This is a genomic window from Vogesella aquatica (assembly GCF_028548455.1).
Classification (GTDB): Bacteria; Pseudomonadota; Gammaproteobacteria; order Burkholderiales; family Chromobacteriaceae; genus Vogesella; species Vogesella aquatica.
The window spans coordinates 245227-270638 of sequence record NZ_JAQQLF010000001.1 but is presented as its reverse complement, the minus strand read 5'-3'; the positions used below and the strand labels follow the sequence as shown (position 1 = coordinate 270638).

At 63.7% G+C, this 25412-nt stretch carries 27 protein-coding genes; 5 read left to right on the top strand and 22 right to left on the bottom strand.

Going from position 1 to position 25412, the window contains the following annotated elements; translation table 11 throughout:
* Nucleotides 1–10: 10 nt before the first annotated feature.
* Nucleotides 11–3166 carry a bifunctional diguanylate cyclase/phosphodiesterase gene (locus tag PQU95_RS01330; RefSeq protein WP_272750344.1) on the top strand — a complete coding sequence of 1052 codons (3156 nt, stop codon included), beginning with the start codon at nt 11–13 and terminating at the stop codon, nt 3164–3166.
* Between the two features lie 123 nt (nt 3167–3289).
* Here PQU95_RS01330 and pyrI read toward each other — a convergent pair whose 3' ends face one another.
* From pyrI to PQU95_RS01315, 3 genes are all read right to left on the bottom strand, one after another.
* Entirely contained in the window at nt 3290–3757 is a 468-nt protein-coding gene (gene pyrI, locus PQU95_RS01325) for an aspartate carbamoyltransferase regulatory subunit (protein ID WP_017507672.1), read from the bottom strand.
* A gap of 11 nt (nt 3758–3768) precedes the next feature.
* Nucleotides 3769–4689: an aspartate carbamoyltransferase gene (gene pyrB / locus PQU95_RS01320; protein WP_272750343.1), complete on the bottom strand. Its 921-nt coding sequence runs from the start codon at nt 4687–4689 to the stop codon at nt 3769–3771.
* Nucleotides 4690–5151: 462 nt separating this feature from the next.
* Entirely contained in the window at nt 5152–7230 is a 2079-nt protein-coding gene (locus PQU95_RS01315; RefSeq protein ID WP_272750342.1) for a methyl-accepting chemotaxis protein, read from the bottom strand.
* Nucleotides 7231–7578: 348 nt separating this feature from the next.
* Here PQU95_RS01315 and PQU95_RS01310 point away from each other — a divergent pair, with 348 nt between their 5' ends.
* The gene (locus PQU95_RS01310) at nt 7579–8793 is read left to right on the top strand and encodes an HD-GYP domain-containing protein (RefSeq protein ID WP_272750341.1); all 1215 of its coding nucleotides are present in this window, start codon (nt 7579–7581) and stop codon (nt 8791–8793) included.
* A gap of 75 nt (nt 8794–8868) precedes the next feature.
* Here PQU95_RS01310 and PQU95_RS01305 read toward each other — a convergent pair whose 3' ends face one another.
* The 10 genes from PQU95_RS01305 to PQU95_RS01260 all read right to left on the bottom strand — a co-directional run bounded on the left by PQU95_RS01305 (nt 8869) and on the right by PQU95_RS01260 (nt 17924).
* Nucleotides 8869–9804, bottom strand: coding sequence for a sensor domain-containing diguanylate cyclase (locus PQU95_RS01305; protein WP_272750340.1), 936 nt, complete (start codon nt 9802–9804; stop codon nt 8869–8871).
* Nucleotides 9805–9975: 171 nt separating this feature from the next.
* Complete coding sequence (locus PQU95_RS01300; protein ID WP_272750339.1) at nt 9976–11880, bottom strand: bifunctional 2',3'-cyclic-nucleotide 2'-phosphodiesterase/3'-nucleotidase; 1905 nt, start codon at nt 11878–11880, stop codon at nt 9976–9978.
* A gap of 86 nt (nt 11881–11966) precedes the next feature.
* On the bottom strand, nt 11967–12311 hold the full coding sequence (locus PQU95_RS01295) for a nucleotide pyrophosphohydrolase (protein WP_272750338.1): 345 nt from the start codon (nt 12309–12311) through the stop codon (nt 11967–11969).
* A gap of 79 nt (nt 12312–12390) precedes the next feature.
* A complete protein-coding gene (gstA, locus tag PQU95_RS01290; RefSeq protein ID WP_272750337.1) occupies nt 12391–12999 on the bottom strand; it encodes a glutathione transferase GstA in 609 nt (202 codons plus the stop codon).
* A gap of 355 nt (nt 13000–13354) precedes the next feature.
* Nucleotides 13355–14095: a siderophore-interacting protein gene (locus PQU95_RS01285; RefSeq protein WP_272750336.1), complete on the bottom strand. Its 741-nt coding sequence runs from the start codon at nt 14093–14095 to the stop codon at nt 13355–13357.
* Nucleotides 14096–14128: 33 nt separating this feature from the next.
* Nucleotides 14129–14908: an ABC transporter ATP-binding protein gene (locus PQU95_RS01280; RefSeq protein ID WP_272750335.1), complete on the bottom strand. Its 780-nt coding sequence runs from the start codon at nt 14906–14908 to the stop codon at nt 14129–14131.
* Nucleotides 14905–15957, bottom strand: a complete 1053-nt coding sequence (locus tag PQU95_RS01275) for a FecCD family ABC transporter permease (RefSeq protein WP_272750334.1) — start codon at nt 15955–15957, stop codon at nt 14905–14907. The genes PQU95_RS01280 and PQU95_RS01275 overlap by 4 nt, the downstream gene beginning before the upstream one ends.
* Nucleotides 15954–17069, bottom strand: a complete 1116-nt coding sequence (locus PQU95_RS01270) for an ABC transporter substrate-binding protein (RefSeq protein WP_272750333.1) — start codon at nt 17067–17069, stop codon at nt 15954–15956. Before PQU95_RS01270 ends, PQU95_RS01275 begins: the two co-directional genes overlap by 4 nt.
* Before the next feature lie 154 nt (nt 17070–17223).
* Nucleotides 17224–17529 (bottom strand): VF530 family protein, encoded by a 306-nt coding sequence (locus tag PQU95_RS01265; RefSeq protein ID WP_272750332.1) that lies wholly within the window; start codon nt 17527–17529, stop codon nt 17224–17226.
* Nucleotides 17529–17924 (bottom strand): YkgJ family cysteine cluster protein, encoded by a 396-nt coding sequence (locus PQU95_RS01260; protein ID WP_272750331.1) that lies wholly within the window; start codon nt 17922–17924, stop codon nt 17529–17531. Before PQU95_RS01260 ends, PQU95_RS01265 begins: the two co-directional genes overlap by 1 nt.
* Nucleotides 17925–18197: 273 nt before the next feature.
* Between PQU95_RS01260 and PQU95_RS01255 the strand changes: the two genes are divergently transcribed.
* Nucleotides 18198–19802, top strand: a complete 1605-nt coding sequence (locus tag PQU95_RS01255) for a methyl-accepting chemotaxis protein (protein WP_272750330.1) — start codon at nt 18198–18200, stop codon at nt 19800–19802.
* Nucleotides 19803–19857: 55 nt separating this feature from the next.
* Here the strand turns inward: PQU95_RS01255 and PQU95_RS01250 are convergent, their stop codons facing one another.
* The 4 genes from PQU95_RS01250 to PQU95_RS01235 form a co-directional block, all read right to left on the bottom strand.
* Nucleotides 19858–20286 carry a GNAT family acetyltransferase gene (locus tag PQU95_RS01250; protein ID WP_272750329.1) on the bottom strand — a complete coding sequence of 143 codons (429 nt, stop codon included), beginning with the start codon at nt 20284–20286 and terminating at the stop codon, nt 19858–19860.
* 60 nt (nt 20287–20346) lie between these two features.
* On the bottom strand, nt 20347–20796 hold the full coding sequence (locus PQU95_RS01245; RefSeq protein WP_272750328.1) for a DUF3291 domain-containing protein: 450 nt from the start codon (nt 20794–20796) through the stop codon (nt 20347–20349).
* Between the two features lie 123 nt (nt 20797–20919).
* The gene (locus PQU95_RS01240; protein WP_272750327.1) at nt 20920–21261 is read right to left on the bottom strand and encodes an FKBP-type peptidyl-prolyl cis-trans isomerase; all 342 of its coding nucleotides are present in this window, start codon (nt 21259–21261) and stop codon (nt 20920–20922) included.
* Nucleotides 21262–21313: 52 nt separating this feature from the next.
* On the bottom strand, nt 21314–21721 hold the full coding sequence (locus PQU95_RS01235; protein WP_272750326.1) for a hypothetical protein: 408 nt from the start codon (nt 21719–21721) through the stop codon (nt 21314–21316).
* A gap of 158 nt (nt 21722–21879) precedes the next feature.
* On the opposite strand from PQU95_RS01235, the gene PQU95_RS01230 reads away from it, so the two are divergent.
* Nucleotides 21880–22884 (top strand): cytochrome-c peroxidase, encoded by a 1005-nt coding sequence (locus tag PQU95_RS01230; RefSeq protein ID WP_227302033.1) that lies wholly within the window; start codon nt 21880–21882, stop codon nt 22882–22884.
* Between the two features lie 46 nt (nt 22885–22930).
* Nucleotides 22931–23338 carry a Fur family transcriptional regulator gene (locus PQU95_RS01225; protein ID WP_272750324.1) on the top strand — a complete coding sequence of 136 codons (408 nt, stop codon included), beginning with the start codon at nt 22931–22933 and terminating at the stop codon, nt 23336–23338.
* 159 nt (nt 23339–23497) lie between these two features.
* On the opposite strand, the gene PQU95_RS01220 is transcribed toward PQU95_RS01225, so the two are convergent.
* From PQU95_RS01220 to PQU95_RS01200, 5 genes are all read right to left on the bottom strand, one after another.
* Complete coding sequence (locus PQU95_RS01220; protein WP_272750323.1) at nt 23498–23866, bottom strand: nuclear transport factor 2 family protein; 369 nt, start codon at nt 23864–23866, stop codon at nt 23498–23500.
* Nucleotides 23867–23909: 43 nt separating this feature from the next.
* Complete coding sequence (locus tag PQU95_RS01215) at nt 23910–24419, bottom strand: cupin domain-containing protein (protein WP_272750322.1); 510 nt, start codon at nt 24417–24419, stop codon at nt 23910–23912.
* A gap of 9 nt (nt 24420–24428) precedes the next feature.
* Entirely contained in the window at nt 24429–24758 is a 330-nt protein-coding gene (locus tag PQU95_RS01210; protein ID WP_272750321.1) for a DHCW motif cupin fold protein, read from the bottom strand.
* Nucleotides 24749–25165, bottom strand: coding sequence for a VOC family protein (locus tag PQU95_RS01205; protein ID WP_272750320.1), 417 nt, complete (start codon nt 25163–25165; stop codon nt 24749–24751). The genes PQU95_RS01210 and PQU95_RS01205 overlap by 10 nt, the downstream gene beginning before the upstream one ends.
* A gap of 80 nt (nt 25166–25245) precedes the next feature.
* The gene (locus PQU95_RS01200) at nt 25246–25410 is read right to left on the bottom strand and encodes a hypothetical protein (protein ID WP_272750319.1); all 165 of its coding nucleotides are present in this window, start codon (nt 25408–25410) and stop codon (nt 25246–25248) included.
* Nucleotides 25411–25412 lie beyond the last annotated feature (2 nt).

Here is a 25412-nt window from a genome sequence, read left to right as displayed (position 1 = left end):
CACAGACACCATGCGCCTGCGCCCACGATACCTGCTTGCCACCCTGCCCTTGCTGGCGCGCACCGGCCTGGCGGCAGAGCGCGGCGTGCACTTGCCGGGGCCGTGGCTGCTCAGTGCCGCGCTGGCGCTGCTGGCGGGCGCTTTGCTGTGGCTGGCCTGGCGCCGCCACCTCCATGCCCAAGCCCTGCAGGCCCAGCACCGGCGCATGCAAAACCAGCAGGCCACCTTGCTGCAAAGCCTGGGCGAGGGGGTGTGGGGCTCGGATATGCAGGGGCGCTGCATTTTCGTTAACGACGCGACACTGTCCATGCTGGGCTATACCCGCGAGGAACTGGCGCAGCGCAACGCCCACGAGCTGGTACATCACCATTACCCGGATGGCCGCCCCTACCCGGAGGCCGATTGCCCGGTAACGCAAACCATGCAGGACGGCCAGCCGCGCTCTTGCGACGAGTACCTGATCTGCAAGGACGGCAGCTTCCTGCCGGTGTGGCTGACGGTAACGGCGCTGTGCGAGGACGGCCGGCAAACCGGTGTGGTGACCACCTTCAAGAACATCCGCGCCCAGAAAGCGGCTACCCAGCAGATTCACCGCCTGAACCAGGCCTACGCGGCGCTGTCGTTTACCAACCAGACCATCGTGCGCGAGCAGGACCCGCAGCGCCTGTTCCAGCGTATCTGCGAGATTGCCGTGCAGCATGGCGGCCAGCGCATGGCGTGGATAGGCCGGCACGATGCCGACGGGCAATACCTGCAGCCGCTGGCCGTGTACGGCAGTGGTGCCGGCTATCTGGAGGAAATCACCGTATGGACACGGCCGGATAAAACCGAAAGCCACGGTGCGGCTTCGCGCGCGGTGATGGAGCAGCAGCCGGTGGTCATCCCCAGCTTTCGCGCGCTGGCGCGCCAGCTACTGGCCGGACAGCCGGATCTGGCCGAGCAGTGGGTACAGCGTATCGAACGTTTTGGCTGGGGTGCGACTGCGGCTTTTCCCATCCGCCACGGTGGCGACGCACAGCTGGTGCTGGCGGTGTACTACGGCGCCGATTTCGAGTTTGACCAAGCGCTGGTAGAGCTGTTCAGCGAAATGGCCAGCGATATCGGCTACGCGCTGGACCGTATCGCCATGCAGCAAGAGCAGGTGCGCAGCCGGCGGCTGGAAGAGACCCGCGTCTTTTTGCTGGAGTGCATGAGCAGTGACCCGCCGCTACGGCAGGGCCTGCAACGGGTGGCCAGCTATCTGCAAGCCCTGTTGCAGCGTCGTTGTACTTTCCACCTGCCAGACGATACGGCAGCGCTGCCGGCAGGCTGTTTATGCTTGCCCGTTAACGCACTGGACGGGCACTTGCTGGCCGAGCTGTATATCGAGGGCCAGGCCGACGAAACGCTGGACCCGCACGACGAGCACCTGCTGCACAGCGTATGCCATCTGGTAGCACTGGCCATCGAGCGCAAGCAGGCGGTGACACGGTTGCAGTTGGCTGCCAGCGTGTTCAGCCACTCCAGCGAAGGCATCATGCTGACCACCCCGCAGGGGCAGATCGTGGATGTGAACCCGGCGTTCTCGCGCATTACCGGCTACCCGCGGGAAGAGGTGCTGGGGCAAAACCCGAGCCTGCTGTCATCAGGCCGGCACGATGAGGACTTTTACCGGCAAATGTGGCAAACCCTGCGCAAACAGGGTTTGTGGCAAGGCGAGATCTGGAACCGCCGCCGCGACGGTAACAGCTACCCCGAGCTGCTGACCGTGTCGGCGGTGTACGACAGCAGCGGCCAACTTAGCCATTATCTGGGCGTGTTCTCCGATATTTCCCTGTTGAAGCAGCAAGAAGCCCGCCTGCAGAAAATGGCCTACTACGACGCGTTGACCGAGCTGCCCAACCGCGTACTGTTGGCCGATCGCATGCAGCAGGCGCTGGCGCACACGCGGCGTAGCCAGCGCCTCCTGGGCGTCTGTTATATGGATCTGGATGGTTTCAAGCCGGTAAACGACCGCTACGGCCACCAGGTGGGCGACCAGGTGCTGGTGGCGCTGGCCGAACGCTTGCGCCAGCTGGTACACGGCGGCGATACCGTGGCGCGGCTAGGCGGGGACGAGTTCGTGATTCTGCTCACCGAGCTGGCCAGCCCGGCGCAATGCGAGCACGCCTTGCAAAGCCTGCTGCACGAAATGGCCCGCCCCTTGCAGCTGGGCGAGCTGCGGCTGCAACTGACTGCCAGCATCGGCGCCACGCTATTTCCTTACGATGACTGCGACGCCGATACCCTGCTGCGCCACGCCGATCAGGCCATGTACCAGGCCAAGCAGCAAGGGCGGCACCGTTACCAGCTGTTTGACAGCCAGCAGGCGCGCCAGCAGCGCAACCATAGCGAGCAGCAAGCCCGTGTAGGCGAGGCGCTGGCCGGGGGTGAGCTATGCCTGTATTACCAGCCCAAGGTCAACCTGCTGGATGGCCGCATCGTGGGTGCCGAGGCCCTGCTGCGCTGGCAGCACCCGGCGCTGGGGGTGTTGCTGCCAGGCGCATTTTTGCCACTGATCGAGGACAGCCCCCTGATTGTCAGTGTGGGGCAATGGGTGATCGATACTGCGCTGGCCCAGCTGGCCATGTGGCAGCGCGAAGGCTTGCAGCTGACCGTCAGCGTGAATGTGGCCGCCAGCCAGCTACAGCAGCCCGACTTTGCCGCCCAGCTGGCGCACAGTCTGGCACGCTACCCGGCGCTGTCGCCGCAGTATCTGGAGCTGGAAATCCTGGAAAGTGCGGCCTTGCACGATATGGACCAGGTATCAGGCGTGATGCAGGCCTGTCAGGCGCTGGGCGTGAGCTTTGCGCTGGATGATTTCGGCACCGGCTATTCTTCCCTCACCTACTGCAAACGCCTGCCGGCATCGCTGCTGAAGATAGACCAGTCTTTTGTGCACGACATGCTGGACAACAACGAAGACCGTGCATTGGTAGCAGGCGTGATCAGCCTGGCGCATGCCTTTGGCCGCGACGTGATTGCCGAAGGGGTGGAAACCATCGCCCATGCCCATGCGCTGCGCAGCCAGGGCTGCCACCTGGGCCAGGGCTACGGTATTGCCCGGCCGATGCCCGCGGCCGATTTGCCCGGCTGGGCAGCGGCGTGGCCGGCATCGGCAGAATGCCACGCCATGCTGCAAGGCTGAACGCTGCCAGGCTAGGGTTGGCCGCAAAACAAAACGCCACTGCCTGCCGGCAGTGGCGTTCGTCATTTTGTCACCGCTAGCGCATCGTGGCGGTAGCTGGTTATCTATTTCCCTCTGTACGACTTAGCGCACGGCGACAACAATATCCTTGCTGAACACCTTTTCGCAATACTTGCACTTCATTTTGGTGTCGTGTTCGGTCACGCGCACGCTGAAATGGCTTTGTACCGGCTCCACGTGCGACACGCAGTTGGAATTGGGGCAGGCAAACAGGTCGGTGACCTCGGCCGGTATCGCCAGCTTCTGCTTGCGCACCACCTCGAAGTTCTCGATCACGCTCACCGTACACTTGGGGGCCAGCAGCGCCAGTTCGTTGGCCTGGCCTTCGGTCAGCACCAGGTTTTCCACCTTGATCAGGTCTTTGTTGCCCATGTGGCCGCTGGACAGGTTCAGGCCCACGGTGACGCGCTCGCCGTAGCTGGTCAGCTCGAACAGGTCCAGAATGCGCAGGCCCAGGCCAGCGGGGATATGGTCGATCACGGTGCCGTTTTTCAGTGCCTCGACATTACGGGCGTAGACTTTTTCGCTCATGGTTTTTCCTTTCACACCGTTTCGTTCAGTACCAGCGATAGCAGCGCCTGGCGGGCGTACACGCCGTTTTTCGCCTGTTCGAAGTAGTAGGCGTGCGGGGTAGCATCCACATCGGTGGCAATTTCGTCCACGCGCGGCAGCGGGTGCAGGATCTTCATATTGGGGCGGGCGTGGCGCAGCATGTCGGCGCGCAGCACGAACTGGCCCTTGATTTTCTGGTACTCGGCCTCGTCGAAGCGTTCGCGCTGCACGCGGGTCATGTACAGGATGTCGATGTGCGGGATCACTTCTTCGATGGTGCTGGCAATGGTGTAGCTGATGCCGCGCTCGTCCAGCTCTTCGCACAGGTAGTCCGGCATGGCCAGCGCTTCGGGGCCGACAAAGTAGAACTTGGCGCCGAACAGCGACAGCGCCTGCGCCAGCGAGTGCACGGTACGGCCGTATTTCAGGTCGCCGACAAAGGCCACGGTCAGGTTATCCAGCCGGCCCTGGGTTTCATGCAGGGTAAACAGGTCCAGCAGGGTTTGCGACGGGTGCTGGTTGGCACCGTCACCGCCGTTAATGATGGGCACGGCGGAAAACTCGCTGGCCACGCGGGCGGCGCCTTCTTTCGGGTGGCGCATTACGATGGCGTCGGTATAGCTGCTGATGATGCGTACGGTGTCGGCCAGGGTTTCACCTTTTTTGGTGGAGGTACTGGCAGCATCGGAGAAGCCGATCACGGTGCCGCCCAGGCGCTGTACGGCGGTTTCGAATGACAGACGGGTGCGGGTGGATGGCTCGAAAAAGCAGGTGGCGATCAGGCGGTCCTGCAGCAGGTCGGCGCGTGGCTTGGCTTTCAGGCGCGCGGCGGTTTCCACCACCAGCTCCATTTCAGCCCGGCTGAAGTCCGGGATGGAGATAATGTGCTTGCGATAAAGCGGGTTGGGCATGGCGGGTCGCTCCGGCAGATGACAAAACAAGGCTGAAAAAAAAAGCCCCTGAGCAATCAGGAGCTTTTTTTGCAAAAACGGTCGGGCCCGGCGGCATGTCGATCACGGCCGGCAACGGCAACGCCTCGCGCCAGGGCGACAAAAGCGGCAGTACGTAGGCAGGAAGGAATCATGGCGCGGCTCGCGAACAAAACTGCGGGATTATACGAAATCCGCCGCAGTGTGGGTAGGGGTCCGCCGGCGATCAGCTGTGCGGCCAACAGCTCGAAGCCTGCGGCCAACCATGGCCGCCAGCGCGGCCCCGGCAGTGTGGCCGGCGCGCCGAGCAGCAGTCAGGTGGGCGGGTCAGTCCATGGCAGCTTTCTCCCGGTGGGCGCCGTATGACCATGCATGCCGAGGTTATGAAAAAAGCCACCCGTTGCCGGGTGGCTTTTGATCGGGGTGAAACCCTGCTGCTTGCGCTTACAGCCGGAAGTTGCTCACCAGCCGCTCCAGGTTGCCAGACAGCTCGCGCAGCTGTTCTACCTCGCTGCGCACCTCGCGTGCGATATCGCTGTTGGTATGCGCCATATTGCTGATGCGCTCCACGTTCTGGGCGATTTCGGTGGTGGCGCTGGATTGCTCGCGGGTGGACGAGGCAATGTCGCCAATCGACATCACCAGGGTGTGGCTCTTTTGCTGCACGGTTTGCATGGCCTGGTTGGCCGCCTGGGCAATGTCTACGCTCACCGCCACCAGATCGCGGCTGTGTTTCACGTCGGCCACGGCGTCGCTGGTTTCGCTGCCGATGGCGTTCACGATGCGGCTGATCTGTACGGTGGCTTCGGCGGTGCGGCCGGCCAGGTTGCGTACTTCGTCGGCCACCACGGCAAAGCCGCGGCCCTGTTCGCCGGCACGGGCGGCTTCGATGGCGGCGTTCAGTGCCAGCAGGTTGGTCTGGTCGGCAATGTCCTTGATCACGTTGACGATGGTATTGACCTCTTGCGAGCGCTCGCCCAGTGCACCCATGCGGTCTGCCAGCGCCTGCATGCTGCTGGTCATGCGCTGGATTTCGTCGGTAACCTGGCCCACGGTGGCGACGCTCTTTTCGGTAAGCTGGCCGGTTTCGCGCACGATGCCTTCGGCGTCGCTGGCCGAGTTGGCGATGTGCTGTACGCTGACGGTGACCTCCTCTACCCCGGCGGCGGTGGCGCTGGCAGCGTCGGATTGTTGTGCCGAGGCCTGTTCCACCTTGATGGCACTGTCGGCCAGCTGGCCGGCGCTGCGGCTCACGGCCAGGCTCTGCTCGCGCACGTCGATGAACATCTCGCGCAGGCTGTCGATAAAGCGGTTGAAGGCGTCGGCGGTGTGGCCGATTTCATCGCGGTTGCTCACATTGATGCGTACGGTCAGGTCGCCCTTGCCGCTGGCCAGCTGCTCCATGGTGTTGGCCAGGGTATTCAGCGGACGGGTCAGCGCACGCACGACGGCAGCCAGTACCAAGAGGATGATGACCAGGGCCACCACGCCAATGACGATGGCTACATTGCGCTGGCTGGCGGCCGACTCGGTAATGGCTGCAGTGGGAATGGCGACGCCGGCCGACCAGAACTGGCCGGTTTCACCTACCTTGATCGGGTAGAAAAAGTGGGTAAAGCCGCCGTCCTCGTAGACAAAGCTTTCGCCTTTTTTCACTTGTTCGATGTGGCCGCTCAGCACGTCTTCCTTGGCCAGCGGTTTACCCACCAGGCCGGCCTCGGGGTTCACCACGTACAGCCCGCCTTCGGACACCATGCGCACAAAGCCGGTTTCATACAGTTTGACGCTGCCGTATTTTTTCTGCAGCGTGTCCAGTGCCAGGTCGGCAGCGGCTACGCCAATGAATTTGCCGCTACCATCCTTGATGGCGACTGCCAGCGAGCTTTCCAGTACCTGTTTGCCCTGTACTTCGTAAAAGAAGGGCTCGGTAATGGTGTCGCGGCCGCGGGTTTTGGGCACATAGTAGAAGTCGCCCCAGCCCGGCTTGTCGTAGTCGGGCACGTATTCGGTGAGCTTGTCTTTCCATTCCGGGAATTTTTCCACCCGGTCCTTGGACATCATCACGTCTTGTGTCGATTTGCCGTTGGCGCCGCGCGTCATGTACGGGCTGTAGCGGCCGGATGGGTCGTGCCGCGGCCAGTCCAGGCGGAAGGCGTCGTCTTTGCCGTCCAGTGCATTGGGTTCGTACAGCATCCACATGCCGATGACCTGGGGTTCGGCGTCCAGCAGGCTAAGAATGGTGTTGTCGATGACCTTGCGATCTACCAGGCCGGCACGCTGCATGCCTGCCACCGCGTCTGCCAGATGCTTGGGCGTGGCAAAGCCACGGCTGAGATCACCCGTTACCGCATCGGCAAAACGCCCGGCTTGTTCGGATGCCAGCTGGTAGCCTTGTTCTTTGGCCGAGTCGTAGCTTTGCTTGGCGATCAGGCCGATCATGCTGCTGAAACCTACTGCGATGGCGACGCCAGCCACCACAATGATGCGGTTACCCAGGTGTCCCCACTTGGCTGTTTTTCCCATTTTGCATTCCTTGTGCTGAGTCTGGGCGGTGCTTCGCTTGAAGGATAGAAGCCCGCCATCAGTATTTCTACGTACGCTTTTATCAAAGACATTACGCCCGGCAGGGGCTATTGGATAGAAAATGATCAAACCTGTGCCGCGTTTGGCGGTGCGGTGCACAAGAAATACAACAGACCCCGCAGTGGGGAAAACGGGTTTACGCTTGCTGGTAAATGGGGCTTGGCATTGCGTGTGGATGGCTTCGATAATGAATTGCTACAACACGGGTGTCCGTTTCGGTTTAATGCCTGTAGCCTTGCTCATCCGTTTTATACGGCACCCCTTCCTTTTATAGCTGTCAGTAATTAAATGATTAAGTGTATAGACGTCTCAGATCTTAAAGTCGGCATGTTCGTGCATGACCTGAATTGCGACTGGGCTTCTCACCCTTTCTTTCGCAAGAGTTTTTTGCTGAAGCAAGACAGCGAGATTGCCAAGATTGTCGAGGCCGGCATCCATGAGGTGTATATCGACACCCAGAAGGGGCTGGACGTTCGGCACGCCCGTACCGAACAGGAAGTGAAAGATACGCTGCAGCAAGAGATGCTGGAGATTGCCAGCAAAGAGCCGTCGCCCATCATCCAGGTATCGTTTGCCGATGAAATGGGCCGGGCCGCGCGCATCAAGACACAGGCGCAGACACTGGTCAAAACGGTGATGCAGGATGCGCGCCTGGGCAAGGCGGTGGAGCTGGAGCAGGTGGACCCGATGATCGAGTCGATCACCGAGTCGGTGCTGCGCAATGGCGGCGCGCTGACCACGCTGCTGCGCATCAAGAACAAGGACGATTACACTTTTTTGCATTCGGTTAGCGTAGGTACGCTGATGATTGCCTTTTGCCGTTCGGTAGGCATGGACCGCGAGGCGATCCGCCAGGCCGGCCTGGGTGGCCTGCTGCACGATACCGGCAAGGCGCTGGTGCCGGACGAGATCCTGAACAAGCCGGGCCGGCTGACTGACGAAGAGTTCGACATCATCCGCCGCCACCCCGGCGACGGCCACGCCATCCTGCTGAAAACGCCGGGTATCGGCGAGATTCCGCTGGATATCACCCTGCACCACCACGAACGGGTGGATGGCAGCGGTTACCCGCACAAGCTGCCGGGCGAGCAAATTACCACCATGGCCAAAATGGCGGCCATTGTCGATGTGTACGACGCCATTACCGCCGACCGTTGCTACCACAAGGGCATGTCGGCTACTGATGGCCTGCGCAAGCTGTACGAGTGGAGCAAGTACCATTTTGACCCCAAGCTGGTGCAGGCCTTCATGCGCTGTGTCGGCATTTACCCGGTGGGTACGCTGGTGTTGCTGGAGTCTGGCAAGCTGGGCGTGGTAGTAGAGCAGAACGAAGGCAACCTGCTACAGCCCACGGTGAAGACCTTTTTCAGTACCCGTAGCGGCGTGTACCAGACCCCCGAGCTGGTCAACCTGGCCAAGCCGCTGGGTTTTGGCGGTGGCGACAAGATTGTCAGCCATGAAGACCCGGCAAAGTGGAAGGTCAACCCGCTGCGCTTCCTGTAGGTGCGCAGACACGTTTGCCAAGACAATGCGGCCAACCCTGCTACCAGGGTTGGCCGCATTGTCTTGGTGGCCGGCTTACAGCCGGATCAGCTCGCGGTCGTTGCCGCCACGGCGTTTGGCGCGGTACATGGCGCTATCGGCCTGGGTCAGGATGTCGCGCGGCATCACGCTGCCGCTGGTAAACAGCGTAATGCCCACCGAAGCGCTGACGCTGTTGGGCAGGCTCAGCCCGTCAACCGGGCTGGCCAGCGTGGTGATGATCTTGTTGGCCACGGCACGGGCACCACTTTCATTGGTGTTTTCCAGCAGTACGGCAAACTCGTCACCGCCCACGCGGATCAACAGGTCGCTGGTGCGTACCACGCCGCGCAGGCGCGCCGCCATGGTAGACAGTACGCGGTCGCCAATCACATGGCCGTGTACGTCATTAATGGCCTTGAAGCGGTCCAGATCCAGAAACAGCAAGGCGCACAGCCGGGCTGTGTTGTCTTTGGCCAGCGTGTCCAGTTTTAGCTCCAGATAGCGGCGGTTGGCCAGGCCGGTCAGCGAGTCGCGATGGGCCAGCTCGGTCAGGTGGCCTTGCAGCAGCTGCAGGCGTTGCGCTTCCTGGCGCCGGGTGGTGACATCGTGGTGGGTTTCCAGCAGGCCATCCAGCTCGCCCTGGGCGTTGAACAGCGGCGCCAGGGTAATTTCAAAAAAACGTTGCTGGCCAAAGCTGTCGGTACAGGTCTGTTCGCTGGTGACAGGCTTGCGCCACTCGATAACCTGCTGTCGCGGGCAGGGTTTGTCATCGTCACAAGGCTGGCTGCTGCCGTGGATGTACTGGTGGCAAGGCCCGTGTTGTGGCTCGCCATACTGGCGCCGCGCTTCGGCGTTGGCGTATTCCACGGTATGGTCTGGCCGGAACAGCATGACGGGGTGAGGCAGCAAATCCAGGATTTGCTGCAGTCGTGCGGCATCCGGATGGCGATGGCCTGTTGGCGGGGTAAGCGAGTGGTCAGATAGCGTCATGTCCGCTCAAGTGGCTGTCTACAAAAAGAAATAGGTTAACAGTTGCTTGAAATCGTCATGAATTATGTTTGAAATTAAATGGCAATTAGCAATGAAAACTAACAAATATTAAACTAATTCTATACAAAAGGCTGATCAATAGATCAGCCTTTTGTCATTTATGCAACACTGCTATTTGATCAGCTCGATGCTGAGCGAACCGTCGCCGTTATCGCTAACCAGGGTAAATTCCGGGTGGCGAGCCAGTACGGAGCGGGCTCCGCTACCCGTGCTGAAGCGCAGGCCGACACCGGCCACCGGCAAAATGCGCCAGTTGTTGTCGCGGCTTGGGTTGACCGAGCCTTTGCTGGCCAGGTAGCGCGCCAGCGCCTCGCGGTTTTCGTCCGGGGCATCGATGACGATCTGCTTGCCGTTAAGCCCGGCAAAGTTGCCGCCGCCGCTGGCGCGGTAGTTGTTGGTGGCCACCAGGAAGGTCTGGCTATCGTCCAGCGGTTTGCCGTCGTAACGCAGGTTCACGATGCGGTGCGCGGCTGCGTTGGCCAGCTTGCCGTCCATGTCGTAGCGCGAGGGCTGCGTCACGTCGATGTCGTAGCTGACGCCATCGATGGTGTCGAAGTTGTAGGAGCGGAAGTCGGGGTTGATCAGCTCTTGCGCCGCCGGGCCTTGCGGGTCGATGCGGTTGAACTGGCCGGCCGAGCGTTCCAGCCATTCGCGCACGTCGCTGCCTTTTACTTTCACCACTTTCAGGGTGTTGGGGTAGATGTACAGGTCGGCCAGGTGCTTGATGGCCAGCGGGCCGGCCGGAATATCGGTGTAGTAGCCCCAGCCCTGGCGGCCACCGGCCTTGAACGGCGCGGCGGCAGACAGCAGCGGCAGCTTCTCGTATTCGGTGCCGCGCACGGCGTTTTGCACGTACCACAGCTGCGCTTGCGACACGATCTGTACCGACGGGTCGTCAGCCACCTGGGCAAAGTAGCTGTAGATCGGCGCCGTGCTTTGCGCTACCTGGCCGCGCACGTAGCTCAGCGTGTCGTCGTGTACGTGGCCGATCAGCTCGCGCACCATCGGGTCGGCGTCCACGGTAGGTTTTTTGGCTTTCTTGTCGAAGATCGGGCGCAGGCTGGCTTGCTGGTCGATGACTTTCCAGCTGCGGCCAACCTTGTCCAGCGTCAGGTCGATCACGCCCAGGTGGTCGCCCCAGCGGCCGGGCATGGTGGCGGCCACACCGTTGATGGTGCCCTTGTCGATATTCACTTTCGGGTAGTCGGCAAACGCCTTGGACGGAAACTCGGCGTGGGCGTGGCCAAACAGGATGGCGTCAATGCCCGCCACCTCGGCCAGGCCGGCGACCGAGTTTTCGGCAAAGCGTGGCTGTTCGCCCTTCTCGAAGCCGGAGTGCGCTACCGCCACCACGATGTCGGCGCCTTTTTTCTTCATTTCCGGCACGTAGCGGCGGGCGCTTTCCAGGATGTCCTGCGCCTGCACGCGGCCTTCCAGGTTGGCTTTATCCCACATCAGGATTTGCGGTGGCACAAAGCCGATCACGCCCACGGTCAGCGTGTGCGTCTTGCCGTCTTCGTCCTGCACCTTGCGCTTGAGCAGGGTGTAGGGCTGTAGCAGCGGCTTGCCGGTTTTGGCGTCGGTCACGTTGGCCGACACGTACGGGAAGGCGGCGCCTTGCAGCGCCTGCTTCAGGAACGGCAGGCCGAAGTTGAACTCGTGGTTGCCGATATTGCCGGCGTCGTAGCGCAGCGCGTTCATCACGGTGTAGGCCGGGTGGGTTTCACCCTTTTTCAGCGGTTTCACCTTGGCGACCAGGTCGCCCATCGGGCTGCCTTGCAGCAGGTCGCCGTTATCGATCAGCACGCTGTTTCTGGCTTCGGCGCGTGCGGTCTTGATCAGGCTGATGGTCTTGGCCAGGCCAAAATCATCGGTGGCTTTGTCCTGGTAGTAGTCGTAGTTCACCAGGTTCATGTGGATGTCGCTGGTTTCCAGCAGGCGCAGCTTCACCGGGGCGGCCCAGGTGCTGCTAACGGCAACGGCCAGCAGGCTGGCGGCAAACAGTTGGCGTGTCATGGTGTGCTTACTCGTGTTGGTAGCCGGTCGGGTGCCGGCTGATGGCGCGAGTGTGCAATACATGCCGCCCGCCTGACAATGCGCGCTCAGCCCAGGGCGCGGCTGCCGTCGGCCGGGTACTTGCGGGCGTTCTTCTGCAGCTTGTCGGCCACGGCGGCGTTCAGGTCCACGCCTGTCACATCGGCCAGTCGCACCAGATACATCAGCACGTCGGCCAGCTCTTCCTGCAAGTGGGTGTACTCGGCCGGGTTGGCCGCAAGATTGGCGGCCTCGGCGTCGGTCTTCCACTGGAAGATCTCGGCCAGCTCGCCCACTTCGCCGGTGAGCGCCAGCATCAGGTTGCGCGGGGTGTGAAACGGTTGCCAGTGGCGGGCGGCGGCAAATTCGCGCTGGGCGGCGATCAGGCCGTCTACGTTGACGAGGGTGCTCATGCGGTGTCCTTTATCGGGCGGGTACAAGGCAAAACGCCCTGCACAGGCAGGGCGTGGTGGTAGCGGGCAAGTTGGCCGCTTACAGCAGGCCTTCTTCCTTCATCGCCTGCTGTACTGCCGGGCGGGCAAAGATGCGGGCGCTAAAGGCCTGCAGTGCCGGCCAGGCGTCCAGGCTGCGGCCAAGGTATTTGCTCCACGACAGGCACACGAACAGGTAGCCGTCGGCCACGGTGTAGCTATCGCCCAGCAGGTAGTCTTGCTGGCCCAGCGTGGCGTTGAGCGCGTCAAAGCGCGTGCTCAGGCGCTGCCAGGCGGCGTCTTTTACCGCCTCGTCCTGGCTGTGGAACAGCGGCGAGAAGCCCTTGTGTACTTCGGTGGAAATGAAGTTCAGCGCTTCTTGCAGGCGGTAGCGTGCCAGCGTGCCGTTGGCCGGCGCCAGGTTTTTCTCGGGTGCCTGGTCGGCAATGTACTGCACCAGCGCCGGGCCTTCGGTGAGGATCTCGCCGTTATCCAGCTGCAGCGCCGGTACGTAGCCCTTGCTGTTGATGGCGCGGAAGTCGGCGCCGCTTTCGGTGAGGCGTGGCTCGGCGCGCAGGTTCACTTTTTCGAACTGGTACGGCAGGCCGCTTTCGGCCAGGGCAATGTGCGGGGACAGCGAGCAGGCACCGGGGGAGTAGAACAGTTTCATCTTGTATCCTCAACGAAGGGGGCCGTATTGCCAGCCAGGTCGGGCTGGCGATGGACTAGGGCCTGTTAACACTATTTATTGCTGCGGCGCAGGCTCGAGAAGTTTTCCAATGCCAGGCGGAGGGCGATGCGCTGGGTGGTTCCCAGCGCAAGCCTGACAACGCCGCAGTGGGAAGCTTATCGGGCCTGCCCTTCGGGGCGCGCGCCATGCGGGGCACTGCTTTGTCAAACCGTGCTGGCAGGGATCACCCTGCTGCGCCCGGTTTTTCGTGCATTGCCGCCGCCTGACAAGCGCCGCCGCATCAAAAATAGCGTTAACAGGCCCTAACCCATCATGGTGATGGCCGCGACGGATTTCAAGCCTCGTCCATTTCAACGTGGCGCAGGTCGTGGTACTCGTGCTCGGCCAGGCCCTGCTTCCAGTAGCCCACCAGCCGGGTACGCGCGCGGCTGGCGCGGCCGGCGGCGATGAAGCGCGCGCGGATGGCTTTTACCACGCCGGACTCGGCCGCTGCCCACAGGTAGGCGTCTTGCCATTGGCTGGCCGGCAGCGCGTCCAGCGCCGGCAGCAAGGCGTCCACGGCATCGGCCACCACCCATTGCACGTTGACGCCGGCCGGGTGCTGCAGCGCGATGATTTCGTCGGCCGCCGGCACCGCCAGCAGCGCGTGGCCGCAGGTATCGGCGGGCAGGCTTTCCAGCAGTGCGCTGGCGGCGGGCAGCGCGCACAGGTCGGCCAGCAGCAGCACTTGTCGTTCGCCGGCCACATCCAGCGGTGCACGCGGGCCCATTACCGCCAGCGGGTCGCCGGGCTGGGCGTGGCGCGCCCACAGCGAGGCGGCGCCGTCCGGCTCGTGCAGCAGGAAGTCGATGTCCAGCTCCAGCGCGTCGCGGCGGAAGTGGCGCACGGTGTAGGCGCGCGAGGCGCGGCTACCGTCCGGCAGCGGAAAGTACAGCTTGATATTGGGGCCGTTTTCCACGTGGAACACGGCCAGTTCGGGGCAGCTCACCGTGATGCGGCGCATGCGCGGGGTGAGCTGGGTGGCGCGTACCACGTGGGTGTCGAAGTGGTACAGGCGGTCGGTGGGGCGGCTCATGGCGGGCTCCTGGTGCGTTCTGGGCAGGGTGGTTCAGGCGAGGACGCCGTCGATCAGTACATTGAGGCGGCCGCGCGAGCAGGCTTCGACGCGGCTTTGCACGCCGTAGACGCTGGCCAGCGTGGCCGGGGTAATCACGTTGGCAGGTTGGCCGCAGGCCAGCACGGCGCCGTGTTTCAGTAATAGCGCACGGTGGCAGTGGTGCAGGGCAATGTTGAGGTCGTGCAGCACCACCAGCGTCACCATGCGGCGGCGGCGGGTTTCCTCGGCCACCAGCTGCATCACGTGGCACTGGTGGTTGAGGTCCAGTGCCGACAGCGGCTCGTCCAGCAGCAGCACGTCGGGCTGGCGGATCAGCGCCTGCGCCAGGCCCACCAGCTGCTTCTGGCCACCGGACAGCTCGTCCAGGTAGCGCATGCCCAGCCCGGCAATGCCCAGCCGCGCCAGCAGGGTGTCGATGTCGGCGGCGGCGTGGCGGCTGGCCAGCCCCAGGCCGGTGGCGTTGGCCGCCACCATCACCGATTCCACCACCCGCAGGTGCAGCGCCGGTGGCAGGCTTTGCGGCAGGTACACCACGTGGCGCGCGCGCGCTTCCAGCGGCAGCGCCCCCAGCGCGCGGCCATCCAGCGTTACGCTGCCGTGCAGCGGCAAGAGGCCGGCCAGTGTTTTCAGCAGCGTGGACTTGCCACAGCCGTTGGGGCCGAGCACGGCGGCCACTTCGCCGCGCGGCAGCGGCGGGCAGCTGATGTCGGCCAGGATCTGGCGGCGGCCGTAGCTGGCGGCCACGCCTTGCAGTAACAGGCCGTCGTTCATGCGCGTTCTCCGTGGCGGAACACCACCGATACGAAAAAGGGAATGCCCACCAGCGCGGTGACCACGCCTACCGGGATGATGATGCCGGGCAGCAGGTTTTTCGACGCCAGCGACGCCCACGACAGCACCGCGCCGCCGATCAGCATCGACGCTGGCAGGTAAAAGCGGTGATCTTCGCCGAACAGGCGGCGGGCGATGTGCGGGGCGATCAGGCCGATAAAGCCGATGGTACCGGCAAAGGCCACCGCCAGGCCGGTGAGCAGGCTAACGCGTAGCAGGCTGGCCAGGCGCAGGCGGCGCACGTCGATGCCGAAACTCTGCGCCCGGTCTTCGCCCAGCCGCAGCGCGGTCAGGCGCCAGGCGCTGCGCAGCGACAGCGGCAGCACCAGCAGCAGCGCGGCGGCCACCAGGCCCAGTACCGGCCAGTTGGCGCGCGACAGGCTGCCCATGGTCCAGAACACCATGCTTTGCAGCGCCTCCGGGCTGGCCACGAACTGCAGCAGCGATACCAGCGCGTTGAAGCTGAACAGCATGGCAATGCCCAGCAGCACCACGCCGTTGCCGGACAGCCGCGCGCGGCGCGCCACCGCGTCCAGCAGCAGCGCGCTGCCCATGGCAAACACGAAGGCGTTGGCCGACACCATCCACGGCCCGCTCACGCCGGGCAGGCTGGCCTGCAGCACGATGGCCAGCGACGCGCCCAGCGCGGCCGCCTGGTCCAGCCCCAGCGTGAACGGGCTGGCCAGCGGGTTATGCAGCACGGTCTGCGTTTCGGCGCCGGCCAGGCCCAGCGCCATGCCCACCAGCACCGCCATCAGCGCGTACGGCAGGCGGATGTCCCACACGATGATCTGGTTGGTGGCGTCGCCCTGGTGCCACAGCGCCTGCCACAGCTCGCCCGGGCTCAGTGCTGCCGGCCCTAGCGTAAAGTCGGCCAGCAGCGACAGCACGATGACGCCGGCCCAGAGCGCCAGCCACAGCAGGCGCTGCCACTGCAGCGCCTGGTAGGCCGGTGCGTGTCCTGCCAGGCTTGCCTGCCCTGCCCTCATCGGCTGCCCACCCAGTAGGTGCCGGCCGGCGTGAAGGCGGCAAAGCGCTGGTGCATGTCCTGCCAGCTGCGCGCCGGGTCTACGTCCTTGAACTGCGCCGGGTGCAGCCACTTGGCCATCGCCTCGGCCAGGATGATGTGCTGCGGCATGATGTAGAACATGTGCCAGCCGGCAAAGGTGTTGCCGCCACGCGCGGCAGGCAGGCCCTTGAGCTGTTCGCGCTGGCCCATGGCGGCCAGCGACGCCAGCGCGTCGGCGCGGCTGACGGCGGCGCCGAACTTCACGCCGGTCTTGTCGCCGGGGCCGGCCGCGCCGGAGGCAAAGTAATGCGTGGGCTTCTGCACCAGCACATGTTCGGGGTTCACCTGGCCCAGCGGCGCGTCCAGCAGCGCGCTGCCCAGGTTGCGGCCGCCGGCCAGCTCCACCAGCTCGCCAAAGCTGCCCTTGCCGGCGGTGGTGAGCGCCTCGATGGTGCCGGCGCGCACGTCGGCAAACACTAGCGGGCGCTGCGCGGCCGGTACCGCCGCCAGGCGGCGCTGGATGGTGTTGCGCTTGTCTTCATAGAAGCGGATGAAGCTTTCCGCCTGCTGGCTGCGCCCCAGCGCCTTGCCCATCAGGCGCAGGCTGGGCACGGTGTGTTCCAGCGGTTTGTCGCGGAAATCGACAAAAATCACCGCCACGCCGGCCTGGGTGAGCTGCTGCACGATGGGGTTGTCCAGGCTGGGGCCGTGGCCGGAGGTGCTGAAAATGGCCAGGTCCGGGCGCAGGGTCAGCACTTTTTCCGGGCTGATGCTGGCTTCGCTGGTTTTGCCGATCAGCGGGATCTTGTCGATCTCGGGAAAGTGCTGGCGGTACTCGGCGTAGCCTTGCGGGTCCAGCATGCGGAAGTCGCCCTGCCAGCCGGCAATGCGCGCCAGTGGCTGTTTGCCTTCCAGCAGCGACAGCGCGTAGAACAGCCGCCCTTCGCCCAGCAGCACGCGCTCTACCTTGTCCGGCACGTTGACGCTGCGGCCGGCGATGTCTTTTACCACCACGGCGGCGGCGTGCTGGCTAGCCAGCAAGGCCAGCAGGGAAAGCCCGAGGCGGGCGGAGCGGGGCAAGGGGATAATCATGGTGCGTTCCTGAGAATGACTTGCAACAAGAACGCAGTATTTCATTGCCAGCCATCGCGGGCCTTTGCGAAAAAGGCAATCTGCTTTGCGCAGACGGCAACCCGGCGCTGGCGGGCACCGACCGCGCGTGGCATGGTGCCGGCCAGCAGGGTATCTAGCTGGCGTCCGGCTTGCGGGCAAACAGCACGCGCGGGGCGTCGCCCTGGCGGGCTTGTGCACGCGGCGGGCGCGCCGGTTTCGGGGTTTTCAGCTGGATGTACAGCGCCTCGACCTCGGCGCGTGCCCACGGCGTGCGGCGCAGGAAGGTCAGGCTGGACTTGATGCTGGGGTCGCTGTTGAAGCAGCGTATTTTCACCAGGCGGCCCAGCTGCGGCCAACCATAGTGGGCTACCAGCTCGTTCAGCAGCGCTTCCAGGGTCACGCCTTGCAGCGGGTCTTTGGGGGCGGGTTTGTCGCTCATCAGGTGCTCCGGCGGCCGTGGTTGGGGTTCTTGGAGTAGGCGCAGTAGCCCGGGCGCGGGCCCACCTTGGGGTGGTTGCGGCAGGTATTGGGGCGCTGTTCGTAGATGGTACACAGCCGCGTTTTCTGGTCCAGGTACATGCAGTCGCCGTTGGCGCGGCGGCTCAGGGTGAACACCTCGTACTTGAAGTTGAAATGCTGGATGATGCGCTGTTTTTCCAGACGTTTGGCGATGTTTTTTACCGGCTCCTGCAGCTCGAACTCGTCCACAATGCCCATGCGTACCAGGTCGGGCAGCTTGACTTCTACCGGCATGCTGCAACAGGACGCCATGCAGTCGCTGCACAGCCCGTTCTTGTATTTCACCCAGGTATCCAGGCGCTCGATATCAGACACACATCACCCTTAAAGCATTGAATTCAAAAAACAATCCGCCAGGCGGCGAAAGCTGCGCATTCTACGGGCTGGGCATTGGGGTGGCAAGCGTGGCGGGGGAAACCCGGTTTGACACGGGAAAATGAACACTTTTGCTTGTGATATATTCTTTTGTTCTTGAGCGCAACGGTTGCCAATGCCTTTGTGCTGCATTGTGGTGAATCACAGCACGCCAACCAAGAGCGTGACAACACGGCTTCATTCTCTCCTGTCGATATCTCCAAAGGTTGTTCCATGAAGATTGTTTCAAAACTGATCGTGGCTTTTGTCTGTAGTGCTGTGGTGGTGGTGTTGGTAGGCCTGGCTGGCGTCATCAAGCTAAACCAGGCTGACCAGCGTTTCGATGCCTTTACCGGCAATATTCTGCCCAGCGTAGAACTGCTGGCCAAAACGCAGAACCAGACCTGGGCTGCCCGCAACGAAGTGTGGAAGCATCTGGCGCAGCCAGACGCTGCTGGCAAGCAGGCTGCCGAGCAAGCCATCAGCAAGCGGCTGGACGAGGTGGAAAAGTCGCTGCAGGCTTACGAGCCCATGGTGGTGGATGCCGAAGAAAAGCGCCTGCTGGCGCAATCCAGGCAGCGCCTGCGCGAGTATCGCGCCGGGCTGGTCGATACGCTGGCGATGTCGCGCAATGGCGACCAGGTTGGTGCCGTACAACGCGCACTGCAAGGCCGTGGCAATGCATTGATAGCGGCCATGGACGAGCACGTGCTGTACAACCGCAAGCTGGCCGAGAACCTGCAGCACGCCAATAGCGAGGCGGCCCATAGCGCGCTGACCCAGCTGCTGGTGGTGCTGGCCGTGGTGCTGCTGGCAATGGCAGCCGGTGGCACGCTGCTGTGCCGCACCATTTCGCAAGGCTTGCGCCGCATGCAGCAGGCCATGACCGTGATCAGTAGCGACCTGGACTTTACCCGCCGTGTAGCGGCCACGCAGCAGGATGAAATCGGCGTGACGGCTACCGCCTTCAATGCCCTGCTGGACAAGCTGCAGCACAGCCTGCAAGACATGACGCGCGGTATTGTCGAGGTGTCGTCCACCGCCCAGCAGCTGCAGCAGGCCTCTGGCAGCGTGGCAGGCAGCTCGGCCCAGCAGAGCAATGCCTCTGCCCATATGGCGGCAGCGGTCGAGCAGATGACGGTGAGCCTGAGCCACGTGGCCGACCGCGCGCGCGAGGCGCATAGCCTGTCGGCCGAAGGTGCCGGCCAGGCCAGCCTGGGGCAACAGGCTATCGGGCAGGTGGTGGCAGACATCGAGGTGATTGCCAGCACGGTGTCGGATACCGCGCACGAGATCGGCCAGCTGGCCGAGCGTAGCCAGAGCATCGAGTCGGTAGTCAATGTGATTCGCGATGTGGCCGAGCAGACCAACCTGCTGGCGCTGAACGCTGCCATCGAGGCGGCGCGCGCCGGCGAAAGCGGCCGCGGCTTTGCTGTGGTGGCCGACGAAGTGCGCAAGCTGGCCGAACGTACCGCCGCCTCGACACAGGAAATCGGCAAGATCATTACCGCCATCCAGCAGGTGACGGGCAATGTGGTCAGCCGCATGGAACAGGCGGTAGGCCAGGTGGAGCGTGGCCAGAAAGGGGTCGGCTCGGCGCAGCAGAATATCGCCCAGCTACTGGCCGGGGCGCACGCCAGCGCCCGCGTAGTGCAAGAGATCTCCGAGGCGATCCGCGAACAAAGCATGGCTACCAACAGCATTGCGCAGCAGGTAGAAACCGTGGCGCAGGGTGCCGAGGCCAATAGCAGTGCGGCAGGCCAGGCGGCCAACATTGCCACCGGCCTGCAGCGTGTGGCGGCGGGCATGCAGCAGGAGGTGAGTGCTTACCGGGTGTAAGCGGGGGGCAAACGAAAAAGCCGGCACGGGATGCCGGCTTTTTTGTGCGCGTGGTCTAGGGCTGGGGGCCGTCCACAATCAGCCGTTTGCCCAGGCTCACCGCCTCGTCCTGCGCGTAGCCCAGCTGGCGGTAAAAGGCCAATACCGCCGTGTTGCTGCTACGAACCTGCAGGTTGAGTTTGGGGCAGCCACGCGCCAGCAGTGCAGCTTCGATATGCGCCATCATGGCGCGCCCGTAGCCCAGGCCCTGCGCGCCGGGCTGTACCGCCAGGTAGTTTACCCAGCCACGGTGGCCGTCGTAGCCGGCCATGGCGCTGGCTACCAGCTGGCCATCTGCCTCGCCCACCAGAAACAGCTCGCGCTGCACGCCGAGTTTGCGCTGGATGTCGCGCAGCGGGTCGTTCCACGGCCGCGTCAGGCCGCAGGCCTGCCACAGCGCAATCACGGCGTCAGTATCGGTTTCGGTAAACGGGCGTATCTGCATGAGCGTTTTCCTGCACTATCGATACGACATCATGGCACGTGCCGGTACCTGCGGCCAACCTTAGCCTGCCGGTGCGTCGAAGCGGCGGGCAAAGGTAAACGCGCCGGGGCCGGGGCCGTGTTGTGCCAGCTGCGCCAGGCGGTCGGCAGCCTCTGCCAGCGTGGGGCGATGGCCGTGCGGCACCCACCACAGCACCTGGCCGGGGGTCTCCATGCGGGCAAACCACTCGCGGCGGCGGCGGAAAAAGTCCACGTGCTCGCTGCGGTAGGCAAAGTCGGCCAGGGTGTCGATGTCTTGCCATACCGACATGTTGACGATGACGTCGTCGCCAAACGGGCGAAAGGCGGTGGCGTCGCCGGCTTCGTCTTTCAGCCGCCACACAAAGCCGGGCGAGGCTTCGCCCAGCGCGTTGATGCGCTCAAGGTTGGCCGTAAAGTCGTGCAGCTGCGGCGAATCGAGTGGTGCCAGCAAGGTGGCGATATTGAGTTGGGCGAGCTGGTAAGCGGGCATGGCAACCTTTCGGTGGGGGATGCCGGACAGATGCTGCCGGGTTGGCGGGTTTCAAGTACGCCTGGCCCCTAAAATCAACGCCCTGCGTGGCCTGTTGCGCCTGCCGGGCGTTTGGCTGCGGCTTTAGTCGTCGCGCGTCAGCACGCTGAGCAGTTCGATCTCGAACAGCAGGTTGCTGTTGGGCGGGATCATGTCGCCCACCTGGCGCTCGCCGTAGGCCAGCGCCGCCGGCACCCACAGCTTGCGTTTGCCGCCCACGCGCATGCCGGCCAGGCCCTGGATCCAGCCCTGGATCACGCGCTTGTTGCTGAGAATGCACTCGAACGGCTGACCCTTGCGCTGCGAGCTGTCGAATTCGGTGCCGTCTTCCAGCCAGCCGGTGTAGTGCGCGGTGATCAGGGCGCCGCGCTCGGCGGCCTTGCCCTCGCCCACGATGATGTCTTCGATTGTTACGCTGTCGCTCATGGCGGCCTCCCGCTAAGTGAAGGCGGCATTTTAGCCGTAGTTGGCCGCACTTTCACCTGCGGTTTGCCGCTTCGCCACGCGCTTCGCGCTCGAACGGGTTGTCGAGATACGGCCGCCGCCCGCGTAGCCACTGCCACAGGCTGGCCGCCGGGTAAGCCAGCAGCATCAGCCCGCCCCAGCGCTCGTACTGCCGTACATGGATGTGTTCGTGCTGCCGCCAGTGCACCAGCACGGCCGGGCTGATACCCAGCACCACGTGGCCCAGCGTGATGGCACAAAACGGCAGCCGTGCCAGCTGGCGCCACGGCGGGGCGGCCACCTCCAGCACGCCGTCGCAGCGCTGCGCACGGCCACCGGCCAGCCATAAGGGCAGCGCCAGCAGCAGGCCGATGGTGCTGGCGGGGGCGGCCCACAGGTAGCGTAATGGCCGCCGTGCGGCCTGAGCGTCACGTTGTTTCATGCAATTCCTGCGTTATAAGGCTACCGCTTCGATACTTGACCCTGATCAAGCCCGCCTTTTTCTGCCGCTTTAGACTGGGTTCAGTTTTTAGACACAGTCTAAACCGGAAGCCCCACCCTTCCGCCCTTTCTCTCTCGTCTGCATGAAGGAGCGTCATCATGAAAAAGATCGTACTGGCTATCAGTGCCTGTTTCGCCCTGGGTGGGGGTATTGCCCTGGTTCAGGCTGCTGCGCCGGCCAATGAGCCTATCCAGCCCATCAAGGCGGCCAAGGTGAAAAACCCGGCCATGGCCGAGCTGGGCAAGAAACTGTACTTTGATGTGCGGCTGTCGCGCTCGGGTTTCATTTCCTGTAACTCCTGCCACAACCTGTCCATGGGTGGCACCGACAACCTGAAAACGTCCATCGGCCATAACTGGCAAAAAGGCCCGATCAACTCGCCAACGGTGCTGAACTCCAGCCTTAATCTGGCGCAGTTCTGGGATGGCCGCGCCAAAGACCTGAAAGAACAGGCGGGTGGCCCCATTGCCAACCCTGGCGAGATGGCGTTTACCCACGAGCTGGCGGTAGACGTGCTGGCGTCGATTCCGCAATACGTCACCGAGTTCAAGCAGGTATTTGGCGATGGCAAGGTCAATATCGACCGCGTGACGCAGTCCATTGCCGCCTTTGAAGACACGCTGGTCACGCCCGATTCGCGCTTTGACCAATGGCTGAAGGGCAACAAGAAGGCGCTGAGCGCGCAAGAGCTGCGCGGCTACCAGACCTTCAAGACTGCTGGCTGTGTGGCCTGCCACAACGGCCCGGCGGTGGGCGGCAACTCGTTCCAGAAAATGGGCCTGGTCAAACCGTACATCACCACCAATACCGCCGAGGGTCGGGTAGCGGTAACCGGCAAGGACGCCGACCGCATGAATTTCAAGGTGCCCACGCTGCGTAACGTGGCGCTGACTTATCCGTACTTCCACGACGGCGAGGCTGCCACCCTGCACCAGGCGGTGGATACCATGGGCAAGCTGCAGCTGGGCCGCGAGTTCAGCAAACAGGAGCTGGACGATGTGGTGTCTTTCCTGCATACGCTCACCGGCAAGCAGCCCGACTTCAAGCTGCCTATCCTGCCGCCATCCAGCGACAAGACCCCGGCACCGAAGCCGTTCAACTAACCCTTTCCCCAGCGGCAGGCCGGGTGCAAGCCCGGCCTGATACACCATGACCCTGCACCACGATATTGCCCGCAAGCTGGCCGAAGCCGGTATTCCGCTCACCAGCCAGCGCCTGCTGATTGCCTGCGAGCTGTTTGCCGAGCACTGCCACCTGAGCGCCGACGAGCTGCTGCTGCGTGTGGGTAGCCTCACGCCGGACATCTCGCGCGCCACGGTGTACAACACGCTGAAGCTGTTCAGCCAGAAAGGCCTGGTGCAGGAGCTGGTGGTGGATAACGGCAAGCGCGTGTACGACTCCAACACCGCGCCGCATCCGCACTGCTACAACGCCGATACCGGCGAGCTGACCGACGTGCACCAGCCGCTGCAACTGGCCGGCCCCCTGCCCGAGCTGCCGCCCGGCACCGCGCTGGAGCGGGTGGACATCATCGTGCGGGTGCGCAACGTGGCTTGAGTGCGCGCTGCGTATGCAACACAAAACCGCCCTTTCTGGGCGGTTTTTTCATGCGGCGCTTTCGGGCCTGTTAACGCTATTTTTGATGCTGCGGCGCTTGTCAGGCGGCGGCAATGCGCGAGAAACCGGGCGCAGCAGGGCGATCCCTGCCAGCAAGCCCTAGTAGCGTTCCACCGCCACCTGCCGTGGTGGCGGGCTGTAGTCTTCCGGCCACCAGTCGTCGATGCGCCAGATCAGGCTGTCTTTCAGCGTGAAGAAGGCGATGCCGGTCAGCGTGTGTTGTTCCACGTGGAACGCGGTGCTGGTGACGGCGCTGTCGCCGTCGGCGATCAGCCGCGTGATGGTGACCGTCCAGTCGCCCGGGTAGGTGGCGTAAAAGGCGACGAAGGCGTCGATGCCGCGAATCAGCTCGCGGGTTTGCGGTACGCGGTATTCGAGGCCCGGGTGCAGCGTGCTGGCAAACGCTGCCCAGTCGCGGGCATTGGCCAGCGCCCAGTGGCGGGTGATCAGGTCGTGGGTGCTAGCCATATGTGCTCCGTGAAAGGTTGGCCGCAGCGGGCGGCGGAGTGGCTCAGGCGGTGGTGCCGTCGCTGCCGGCCTGGCCGTCCCAGTAGGCCATGGTGGCTTTGCTGTCGAAGCCCTGCCCCAGGCTACGCACACCGACGCGGCCGCTTTCCGGGTACACCACCACGTCGTGCGGGTTGCGCTCGCCGATGATCAGGTAGCGGCAAGGCGTATCGCTGTGGTTGTACAGCGCGTGGCCTACCTGCTGGCCGGCTGGAAAGCACACGTAGTCGCCGCTTTGCATGCGGTAGCGCTGTTCGCCCAGCAGCAGGGTGAGCTCGCCATCCAGAATCAGCAGGTGTTCTTCTTCCTGCATGTGGTAGTGCAGCGGGCAAGCCTGTTTGCCCGGCGCCAGTTCTTCGCGGCAGACGCCGACGTGCTGCGCGCCGCCAAAGCTGCCCAGCTGTTGATAACGCACGCCGAAGCGGCTGCCCTGTTGATAACTTTCCCAGGGTACGCTGTCGGCGGCAAACGGCTCACAGGCGCCGTCGGCGTTGCTTGTAGTACGGGCGTCCATGTGCTGCGCCTAATCGACAATAAACAGCGTGGCGCCCACCGGGGTGGACGAACGATGCGGCTCGGCGTGGTCGGCTACCTGGTAGCTGGTGCCCGGCGTCAGCACAAAGCGGCGGCCGTCGGCCAGCTCGGTATGCAGCTCGCCGCTGAGGCACAGCAGGATGTGGCCTTTGTGGCACCAGTGGTCGGCCAGGTAGCCAGGGCTGTATTCCACCATGCGCACGCGAACGGTGCCGAACTGGCAGGTACGCCACCAGGCGGTGCCGCTATCGCCAGGGTGTTCGGTACGCGGGATGGTGGCCCAGTCGGTGGTGCCAAACGGAATGTCGTTCAGTTGCATGTTGGCTCCTGGCTGGCTTGTGCGGCGTGGTTTTCGCGCAGGTGGAAGATATTGCCTTCCGGGTCGTGCCCGTTACACACGGTAAAGCCCGGCCCCTGGTAGCGTTCGCGGTACAGCGCCCCGCCCTGCGCGGCAATCAGCTGGGCGGCGTCGGCCAGGCTGGGCACGGTAAAGAACAGCTTGATGGCTTGTTCGCTACGCGGTTGTGGCGGGGTGTCGATGTGCACGTTGGCCGCAAGGTGCGGCGGCATGGCGTGCACGATCAGCTGGAAATCGGCGTTGGCCAGCACCTGGTGTTCGGCGTCGCCGTGCAGCAGCTGCATGCCGAGCAGCTGCTGGTAGAAGGCGGCCAACCTGGCGAGGTGGCGGGCGTAGATCAAGGCACCAGCGCGGGCGGGACCTGTCATGGCAAGCTCCTGTCATGGGCAAGACGCTACCTTACGCCTGCGCGCCGGCTTTGTCGCGTGGCTTGCCCGGGTGGGCAGGCTCAGGCCGCCACACTGCCACCGGTCGGTAGTGGCAGCTGGTAGCCCAGCGGTGCGTCCAGCTCGAACAGCCACACCGCCAGCATCAACAACAACAGCACGATCAGCATCTGCAGTGGCCAGCGCGTGGCCGGGTCGCGCCACAGTCGTAGCCAAAGTTTGCGCATGA

What these genes read in the sequence shown, in the direction of transcription:
- PQU95_RS01265 (WP_272750332.1), bottom strand. Translation starts at nt 17,529, where the DNA reads ATGAGCGACAAACCCGCCCCCAAAGACCCGCTGCAAGGCGTGACCCTG.
- PQU95_RS01225 (WP_272750324.1), top strand. Translation starts at nt 22,931, where the DNA reads ATGACCCTGCACCACGATATTGCCCGCAAGCTGGCCGAAGCCGGTATT.
- PQU95_RS01305 (WP_272750340.1), bottom strand. Translation starts at nt 9,804, where the DNA reads ATGACGCTATCTGACCACTCGCTTACCCCGCCAACAGGCCATCGCCAT.
- PQU95_RS01200 (WP_272750319.1), bottom strand. Translation starts at nt 25,410, where the DNA reads ATGCGCAAACTTTGGCTACGACTGTGGCGCGACCCGGCCACGCGCTGG.
- PQU95_RS01250 (WP_272750329.1), bottom strand. Translation starts at nt 20,286, where the DNA reads ATGCAGATACGCCCGTTTACCGAAACCGATACTGACGCCGTGATTGCG.
- PQU95_RS01235 (WP_272750326.1), bottom strand. Translation starts at nt 21,721, where the DNA reads ATGAAACAACGTGACGCTCAGGCCGCACGGCGGCCATTACGCTACCTG.
- PQU95_RS01230 (WP_227302033.1), top strand. Translation starts at nt 21,880, where the DNA reads ATGAAAAAGATCGTACTGGCTATCAGTGCCTGTTTCGCCCTGGGTGGG.
- pyrI (WP_017507672.1), bottom strand. Translation starts at nt 3,757, where the DNA reads ATGAGCGAAAAAGTCTACGCCCGTAATGTCGAGGCACTGAAAAACGGC.
- gstA (WP_272750337.1), bottom strand. Translation starts at nt 12,999, where the DNA reads ATGAAACTGTTCTACTCCCCCGGTGCCTGCTCGCTGTCCCCGCACATT.
- PQU95_RS01210 (WP_272750321.1), bottom strand. Translation starts at nt 24,758, where the DNA reads ATGCAACTGAACGACATTCCGTTTGGCACCACCGACTGGGCCACCATC.
- PQU95_RS01255 (WP_272750330.1), top strand. Translation starts at nt 18,198, where the DNA reads ATGAAGATTGTTTCAAAACTGATCGTGGCTTTTGTCTGTAGTGCTGTG.
- PQU95_RS01275 (WP_272750334.1), bottom strand. Translation starts at nt 15,957, where the DNA reads ATGAGGGCAGGGCAGGCAAGCCTGGCAGGACACGCACCGGCCTACCAG.
- PQU95_RS01300 (WP_272750339.1), bottom strand. Translation starts at nt 11,880, where the DNA reads ATGACACGCCAACTGTTTGCCGCCAGCCTGCTGGCCGTTGCCGTTAGC.
- pyrB (WP_272750343.1), bottom strand. Translation starts at nt 4,689, where the DNA reads ATGCCCAACCCGCTTTATCGCAAGCACATTATCTCCATCCCGGACTTC.
- PQU95_RS01220 (WP_272750323.1), bottom strand. Translation starts at nt 23,866, where the DNA reads ATGGCTAGCACCCACGACCTGATCACCCGCCACTGGGCGCTGGCCAAT.
- PQU95_RS01285 (WP_272750336.1), bottom strand. Translation starts at nt 14,095, where the DNA reads ATGAGCCGCCCCACCGACCGCCTGTACCACTTCGACACCCACGTGGTA.
- PQU95_RS01315 (WP_272750342.1), bottom strand. Translation starts at nt 7,230, where the DNA reads ATGGGAAAAACAGCCAAGTGGGGACACCTGGGTAACCGCATCATTGTG.
- PQU95_RS01295 (WP_272750338.1), bottom strand. Translation starts at nt 12,311, where the DNA reads ATGAGCACCCTCGTCAACGTAGACGGCCTGATCGCCGCCCAGCGCGAA.
- PQU95_RS01215 (WP_272750322.1), bottom strand. Translation starts at nt 24,419, where the DNA reads ATGGACGCCCGTACTACAAGCAACGCCGACGGCGCCTGTGAGCCGTTT.
- PQU95_RS01330 (WP_272750344.1), top strand. Translation starts at nt 11, where the DNA reads ATGCGCCTGCGCCCACGATACCTGCTTGCCACCCTGCCCTTGCTGGCG.
- PQU95_RS01280 (WP_272750335.1), bottom strand. Translation starts at nt 14,908, where the DNA reads ATGAACGACGGCCTGTTACTGCAAGGCGTGGCCGCCAGCTACGGCCGC.
- PQU95_RS01310 (WP_272750341.1), top strand. Translation starts at nt 7,579, where the DNA reads ATGATTAAGTGTATAGACGTCTCAGATCTTAAAGTCGGCATGTTCGTG.
- PQU95_RS01205 (WP_272750320.1), bottom strand. Translation starts at nt 25,165, where the DNA reads ATGACAGGTCCCGCCCGCGCTGGTGCCTTGATCTACGCCCGCCACCTC.
- PQU95_RS01245 (WP_272750328.1), bottom strand. Translation starts at nt 20,796, where the DNA reads ATGCCCGCTTACCAGCTCGCCCAACTCAATATCGCCACCTTGCTGGCA.
- PQU95_RS01270 (WP_272750333.1), bottom strand. Translation starts at nt 17,069, where the DNA reads ATGATTATCCCCTTGCCCCGCTCCGCCCGCCTCGGGCTTTCCCTGCTG.
- PQU95_RS01240 (WP_272750327.1), bottom strand. Translation starts at nt 21,261, where the DNA reads ATGAGCGACAGCGTAACAATCGAAGACATCATCGTGGGCGAGGGCAAG.